The 7,140-nt window shown below is 50.6% G+C and carries 6 protein-coding genes; all 6 read left to right on the top strand.

The genetic code is table 11. The features are described from left to right. On the top strand, window positions 1-400 hold a 400-nt coding region (locus tag HOK28_11930), incomplete at its 5' end, for a DUF1588 domain-containing protein (protein ID MBT6433797.1). Then, window positions 397-1,803 carry a DUF1552 domain-containing protein gene (locus HOK28_11925; protein MBT6433796.1) on the top strand — a complete coding sequence of 469 codons (1,407 nt, stop codon included), beginning with the start codon at window positions 397-399 and terminating at the stop codon, window positions 1,801-1,803. The genes HOK28_11930 and HOK28_11925, both read left to right, overlap by 4 nt. Beyond that, window positions 1,800-2,405 (top strand): hypothetical protein, encoded by a 606-nt coding sequence (locus HOK28_11920; protein MBT6433795.1) that lies wholly within the window; start codon window positions 1,800-1,802, stop codon window positions 2,403-2,405. Before HOK28_11925 ends, HOK28_11920 begins: the two co-directional genes overlap by 4 nt. 64 nt (window positions 2,406-2,469) lie before the next feature. Continuing rightward, complete coding sequence (locus HOK28_11915; GenBank protein ID MBT6433794.1) at window positions 2,470-3,576, top strand: prolyl oligopeptidase family serine peptidase; 1,107 nt, start codon at window positions 2,470-2,472, stop codon at window positions 3,574-3,576. A 269-nt stretch (window positions 3,577-3,845) separates the two neighbouring features. Beyond that, the gene (gene nirD, locus HOK28_11910) at window positions 3,846-6,812 is read left to right on the top strand and encodes a nitrite reductase small subunit NirD (protein MBT6433793.1); all 2,967 of its coding nucleotides are present in this window, start codon (window positions 3,846-3,848) and stop codon (window positions 6,810-6,812) included. Between the two features lie 80 nt (window positions 6,813-6,892). Next, on the top strand, window positions 6,893-7,140 hold a 248-nt coding region (locus HOK28_11905), incomplete at its 3' end, for a molybdopterin oxidoreductase (protein ID MBT6433792.1).

The raw sequence follows: 7,140 nt of genomic DNA, 5'->3' as shown, positions 1-7,140 counted from the left end.
TGAGAATCACTCGCGGAGCCCGGCTTGCTCTGTCTGTCATGAGAGCATTGATGCTATTGGTTTTACGTTTGAAAATTACGATTCCCTTGGACAGTTTCGCACTCAAGACAACGGTTATCCGGTGGATTCAAGTGGGGCGATTATGGGCACAGAAGACATGGATGGCCCGGTAGCCAATGCGGTTGAACTGTCGAAAAATCTATCTCAAAGTAAGACAGTGCACGATTGTCATACCAAGCAGTGGTTTCGCTATGCATTTGCACGCACTGAAACACGCGGCGACAAAGGTTTTTTAGGTACCTTAGGAGACGGCTTTTGGGGTTCGGAGGGGGATATTCCTGAACTCATCGTCAACATCGCTTCGAGTTTTCCATTTCGTCATAAGAGGGCAGCACAATGAGTAAGAAATTAAATGTGAATCGTCGAGAATTCTTAGCCGCTATGGGCCTGGCAGGTGGTAGCCTTTTCTTGCCGTCGTTGATGCCGAAGCTCGCTGCCGCGGCTGACCCCGCGCCTCCCCAGCGCTTGGTGGTGTTTTTTAGTCAACACGGCACTTGGTATGATGGGTGGAAGATGCGTTGGCCAGGACTGCCAGAAGGTCAGCGGTGGTCCAAAGATTTGTCGAACGTTCCGGCAAGTGAGTTCAGTACGGCTTTAAGACCGCTGCATGCCTATCGTGACAAGCTGATGGTGGTGGATGGGCTTGGGCTTGTTTCGGCTGAGGCGGACGCTTCGGGATTGAGGCATGAGCTTGCTTATGTACACGCACTCACGGGAGCCAAAAGCGAACTGGTTTCAGGCATCCCTCTTGCGGGGGCTACTTCGATTGACCAGCGTATTGCAAATGCCGTTTCGCGGTCCGATAGGTTCAAGTCGATTGAAACCGGTATCGGGGATCCACCGTCTATGACCAACTTCAGTCGTGCCAAGGAGCTTCTACCTGTTGAGACCGACCCTCGGCTCACGTATCAACGACTCTTTGGTTTAACGGCTGATAATGGTTTGTCGGGCTCTGGCCGGCTACTTGAGGCACATGGAAGCTTACTGGATAAAGTGAAGTCGCGTTATACCAACTTATCAAATCGGCTTAGCAGCGAAGATAAGGTAAAATTGGAGACGCACCGTGACTTGGTCTCCAACCTCGAGCAGCAGGTAAGGGGCCTAGGCACACTTACATGCAATGCGAGTCAGGCGACTCCTTCTGGGATTGCTGGTTACGAGCAGGACTTTGCGGCTACCGTGAACATGATGTCTACCGCCTTTGCATGTGACCTCACTCGCGTCTTTACCATGGCCATGGATACAATTCCTGGCGACCTCGTTATCCCTGACCGAATGGGCGATATCCATGACGAGTATGCTCATAACGTGTATCTGAGTGAGGATGCTCAAACCGCCATGACACATTATACCGAGCTTCATGCTCAGCATTTCGCTTCCATTTTAAGTGCCCTTGACGCTGTACCCGAGGGCAATGGCACGATGCTGGATAACACGTTGTGTTTGTGGGTAGTGGAAGTTGCCGATGGTGCGCACGGTTTCGACCGTTGGCCTGCAGTCATGGCGGGCGGTCAAGGTATGCAAATGGGCCGCTATATGCACTATCCTCGAGATACTCCTTACGAGGGTTGGCAATGGGACTTAGGCACGACGTCTTCCATGGGCGTACCGCACCAAAAGCTTCTTACAACTGTCTGCCAGAGTATGGGCCTCGATGTAAGTAGCATGCCATTGGAGACCATTCGCGGCATAGGAGGGGTGACGATTGATTGCCGTGGTCCATTGGAAGGAGTATTTGCATGATACGCTGGATTCTATGTGCAGTTGCGGTTGTTCTTGGTGGCTGCGCAGACGCTGGTTCTCCAGGCAATCCACAATCGCCCTTCACGGATTCGTGGCTTAGCGGAGATATCTCAGAAGGCTCCGCGAGCACCGCAGCACCGGGTTCAGCGGGGGAGTCCTATGAGAGCGAAACGGCCGGTGAAGATCCGGATGAGACCATCACCCACGAAGCGTTTATTTATGGGGAAGCAAGCGTAACGCCTGGTGAATCATACGAAGGTACCTCTGAATTTTGGGTTGTTTACTATCCTGAGAGTGGCGGTGAGGAAATTTTGTGTGAGGCTTCATGGACGGTGGCTGCATTGGAGTCGGTTCCAGCATGCGATGGTTGTGATTTTGCATTTCTGGTTCGCTACACGGGGATCAATATTGTGACTGATGTGGCTGCGGCATGTGAGGTTGGGGGTTTTACGGTTGCTGAGTACGAGAACGAAGAATTTATATTCGGCTATCGAAACAACGAGCTTTTAGAGCTACTTGATGGTGCTTGGCAGGTGGCGGGTGAGGCGAGTTACTCGGTTCAACACTCTGAACTTGAGTATTATATTGAGGGTTCTTATTAGGCTAATTGTCTAGTTTTCAGGGGGTGAGGTTGATTTTGTGTATGAAGCCCGGAATATTATTTCCATGATTAAAAAAGCTTTTAAGATTTCACTTTCAGTTCTCTTTGTTGGGGCAGCGTCAGGCCTGATAGCCTGCACGACGACACCATTGGAAGAGTCGACTGGAGAAGAGCAAGCGGGTGAAAATTCGCAAGAATCAAGTGACCCAACCGCGCCGGGTGACACAAGTGATCCCACTTCACCAGATACTTCAGATGCGTCGGATACCTCGGATGCTGCAGATGTTTCAGATGCGTCTGACTCTTCTGACCCTGATAATGGTGGTGAACCCTGGGTTTCTCCGGAGTCATTAACTGAGCGGCAAACACTGTCTCACGATGGTCTCAGCCGAAGATACTTTTTGCACGTCCCCGAGAACCTGCCTCAATACGCTCCACTGGTTATTGTGATGCACGGTTACACCGGTTCCGCGAATAACATTATGAATTACTCTGGCATGAACCAAGTTGCCGACGAGAATGGTTTCGTTGTGGCCTATCCGCAGGGCACCCGCGATGACTCTAATAATCGATTTTTCAATGTTGGGTACGATTTCCATGGTGATGTTCAAGTTGATGATGTGGGTTTTATTAAGGAAATCATTTCCAGCTTAAGACAAACTTACAGCCTAAGCGAGACGAATGTCTTTGCCACCGGGATGTCTAATGGCGCGGATATGAGCTACCTGCTTGCATGTGAGGCCTCGGATGTCTTCAAGGCCATTGCACCGGTAGCCGGAATGATACTGCAGTCTATCTACGACAGATGTGAGCCCCAGAGCCCCATGCCTGTTTTTGAAATCCATGGTACTGAGGATTATGTGACCTACTGGGAAGGCGATATGGACAATGATGACGGTTGGGGAGCCTACCCAGACATGCGCACCATGATCGATTTCTGGGTCAACCTAAATGGCCTGGAGCAATCTGAGACGACTGATATTGAGGATACGAACACCAACGATGGTAGCAGTGTTGTTTTCGAGCGTTATTGGTCTGACTCCACGGTGAACGAAGTTTGGTTTTACAAGGTCATGGGTGGCGGACACGATTGGCCGGGTGCCGAGGGGAATATGGATATCGATTCCAGTACCGATATGTGGATGTTCTTCTCCAAATATCTTGAAGATTGATTCCTCACCCTAAATTGCCGATTGATTCTACATCTTCGTCGTTCAGACACATGCGATAAAGCCTGCCCTAATCGGAACCAAATCGTATCTAATCGGGGCTATATCTACATTTTTGAATGTCCTTTACGGGTCGCCTTAACCATGTCTTCTGGAAAGCCTAGTTATTCTAGGGGTTTGCTTGGCACGGGCTACTGGCACGTGAATTGCGAATCTATTTGTGCACGGAGGTCGCAAATAGAATGGTTACAAGTACTCAAATATCTCAATCGATGTCGAAACGGCGTGTCGTAGTAATTGGCAACGGAATGGTGGGTTGCCGAGTACTTCAGTGTTTAGCTCGGTCTGATGAAACCAAACATCTTGAAATAGCAACGTTTGCCGAGGAAGAAATTCCGGCCTACGACCGCGTTCATTTGTCTGAATATTTCAATGGGTCCACGGCGCAGGATTTAACCCTCAAGCCTCTGAACTGGTACCTTGAAAATAACGTTCACATCCTCCTCGGTCACCGTGTAGAAAAAATTAATCGGGAGGAACGTTATGTGGAATCTTCTCGAGGCATTCGCCTGGGATACGACCAGCTGGTTATCGCAACGGGTTCCTATCCGTTTGTCCCTACCATAGAGGGAATCGACAAGCCTGGAGTCTTTGTTTACCGAACCTTGGAGGACCTTGATGCAATCATGGCCTACGCAAAGGGACGTCATAAGGTGGCGGTCATGGGCGGCGGTTTACTTGGTCTTGAAGCGGCGAACGCGATGCTCAATCTGGGTCTGCAAACAACTGTCGTTGAATATGCTCCGCGGCTCATGCCCCGCCAGTTGGATGAGTCCGGTGCTGGCGTCTTAACGCAAATGGTTGAGGGCCGCGGCATTGCTGTCAAGACGGGCGCTAATACTAAGCGCATTGTAGGTGAAGATGGCATTTCGGGGATGGAATTTGCAGATGGAAGCAGCCTCAGTGTTGATATGGTTGTGGTCTCGGCCGGTATTCGTCCCCGAGATTCTTTAGCAAACGACTGCGGCTTGGAGCTTGGTTCTCGGGGCGGTATCGCGGTGGATGCTTCAATGCGTACCAGCGACCCTAATATTTTTGCAGTGGGTGAAGTGGCAAGCTTTGATGGAGTCACCTACGGTCTTGTGGCACCAGGCTATGAAATGGCTGATGTTGCAGTGAATCAGATTTTTGGCGGAACGGACCAATTTGAGACGCCCGACTTATCAACCGTTCTAAAGCTTGTAGGGGTAGATGTTGCAAGCTTTGGGGATGCACTTGAAGAAGGCGAGGGCGTGCGCTCTTTGTGTTTTCAAGATACCGTATCCGGAATCTATAAGAAGCTTGTTCTAAGCCCCGATGGTAAGCGGTTGCTTGGCGGTGTTTTGGTGGGCGATGCGAGAGAATACAATGACCTCTTGCAGCTTATGCGAAATGAATTAGAGCTGCCGGGAGACCCAGCCTCACTCATTATGGGTAAGATGGACTCAGCCGATTCATTGGTTCAGATAGAACTACCGGCCAGCGCCCAGATTTGTTCATGTGAAAATGTGACCAAGGGCGATATTGTGGAGTGTATCGGCCGAGGCGCCGAGTCTATAGCTGAGATTAAAGACATAACTCGGGCGGGAACGGGCTGCGGCGGATGCGGGCCGATGCTTTCGAATATTCTCAAATCAGAAATGAGTGGAATGGGCCGCTCTGTAGTGAATCATCTTTGTGAGCACTTTCCTTATACTCGCAGTGAGCTACTCACCATTATTCGCACACAGGGTTACCGGCAATTTAATGAACTTGTTCAAGGCCATGGAAAGGGGAGTGGGTGCGAGACATGCAAGCCCGTAGCGGCCTCCATTTTTGCTAGTATTTGGAATGAGCCTGTAGATGATCACGAGAGTATTCAAGATACGAATGACCGTTTTATGGCCAATATCCAACGAGGTGGAACTTATTCTGTAGTACCCCGGGTGCCAGGCGGTGAAATCTCACCCGAAAAACTGATTGTGCTTGGAGAAGTCGCTCAGAGATATGGGCTGTATACCAAGATAACCGGCGGTCAACGCATTGACCTTTTTGGGGCTCGGGTAGAGCAGTTACCGAGTATTTGGGAGGAGTTGATTCAGGCAGGTTTCGAAAGTGGGCACGCCTACGGCAAGGCACTAAGAACCATTAAGAGCTGCGTTGGTACGAATTGGTGCAGGTTTGCCGTAGGAGACTCTGTTGGACTGGCCATTGAGTTAGAGAACCGTTACCGCGGCATTCGTTCACCCCATAAGCTAAAGTCTGCTGTGTCTGGTTGCATTCGGGAGTGCGCCGAAGCTCAAAGCAAAGACTTTGGTGTCATTGCAACAGATAAAGGTTGGAATCTCTATGTGGGTGGTAATGGCGGAGCCAACCCTCGGCATGCCGAACTTTTGGCCACAGACTTGGATGAACAAACCCTCATTCAATATGTCGACCGCTACCTGATGTACTACATACATGATGCCGACAAGTTGCAACGAACCGCGCGCTGGATTGAGGCGATGGAGGGCGGTGTCGCGAGACTTCGTGAGGTGGTCTGTGAGGATGTGCTTGGAATTGGTGAGCAACTTGAAAAGGAAATGGCCAAACTTGTTGATTCATATGAATGCGAATGGACCCAGGTAGTCAACGACCCTCAGCGCAGGGAACGGTTTAGTCATTATGTGAACAGTGATGCTGCCGACTCGAACGTCAATTTTGTAAAAGAGAGAGAACACGTACGTCCTGCCGATTGGGCTGACCGTCAACCAGAAGAAAGTCGTGCAACATTACCTATTGTGGGTCAGTCTCAAGTGCCCGCCACGCCGACCGATTCCTGGGTTGATGTAGGTCATATGAAAGACTTTCCCAAAGAGGGAGGCGCTTGTGTCAAATATCACTCTCATCAAATCGCAGTTTTTCAATTTGAAACTCGAGGGCAGTGGTACGCGGCCCAAAACATGTGCCCACATAAATACGATATGGTCTTGTCTCGTGGGCTGACAGGTACCGAGGGTGAGCTCCCTAAGGTGGCCTGCCCCCAGCATAAGAAGACTTTTTCTCTCGAGAGTGGCGAGGGACTCAGCGACCCAAGCCTGCGAATCCGCACTTATGAAATCCGGTTGGACGGAGCCCGGGTTTTAATCAAGTTGCCCGATTGGATGAAGCAAGATGAAGCCAGCGTCGATGTCTCCGAGGCAGCTCCAAGTTGTCAACACGCCGTGAGTGCTCAGAACTAGCGTGTTTTAGGTACGGCCTTGACTCGGCCGCGATGAATTCAACGAGACGATGTATAAGCCGATACCCAGGGAGACTCTTCATGAGCTACAGCCTCGCTATTTTAGACAATGCCCCCCTGGGCGGCCAAGTCCAAGAGGCTTCGGACACTCCCGATGTCATCGGTTCCTATCTGCGCGAGCAAGCCGACTTGAGCGCAGTCGAAAAATTCTCGCAGAAACATCAAGATGCCGTGAATCCCCTGCAAGAGCCTTACTATAGGGACCTCTTACCTATCTCTAAACCCGCGACGGGTGAGCAGTATGCATTCGAGGTGGACCTAGACCTTTG

It is taken from the genome of Deltaproteobacteria bacterium, from assembly GCA_018668695.1.
Taxonomy (GTDB): domain Bacteria; phylum Myxococcota; class XYA12-FULL-58-9; order XYA12-FULL-58-9; family JABJBS01; genus JABJBS01.
The sequence above is the reverse complement of the archived record's forward strand: the minus strand, read 5'-3'. Positions and strand labels throughout refer to the sequence as shown.

Bases quoted from the DNA above. Each gene is read 5' to 3' on its own strand.
- HOK28_11925 (MBT6433796.1), top strand. From the start codon at position 397: ATGAGTAAGAAATTAAATGTGAATCGTCGAGAATTCTTAGCCGCTATG.
- HOK28_11920 (MBT6433795.1), top strand. From the start codon at position 1,800: ATGATACGCTGGATTCTATGTGCAGTTGCGGTTGTTCTTGGTGGCTGC.
- HOK28_11915 (MBT6433794.1), top strand. From the start codon at position 2,470: ATGATTAAAAAAGCTTTTAAGATTTCACTTTCAGTTCTCTTTGTTGGG.
- nirD (MBT6433793.1), top strand. From the start codon at position 3,846: ATGTCGAAACGGCGTGTCGTAGTAATTGGCAACGGAATGGTGGGTTGC.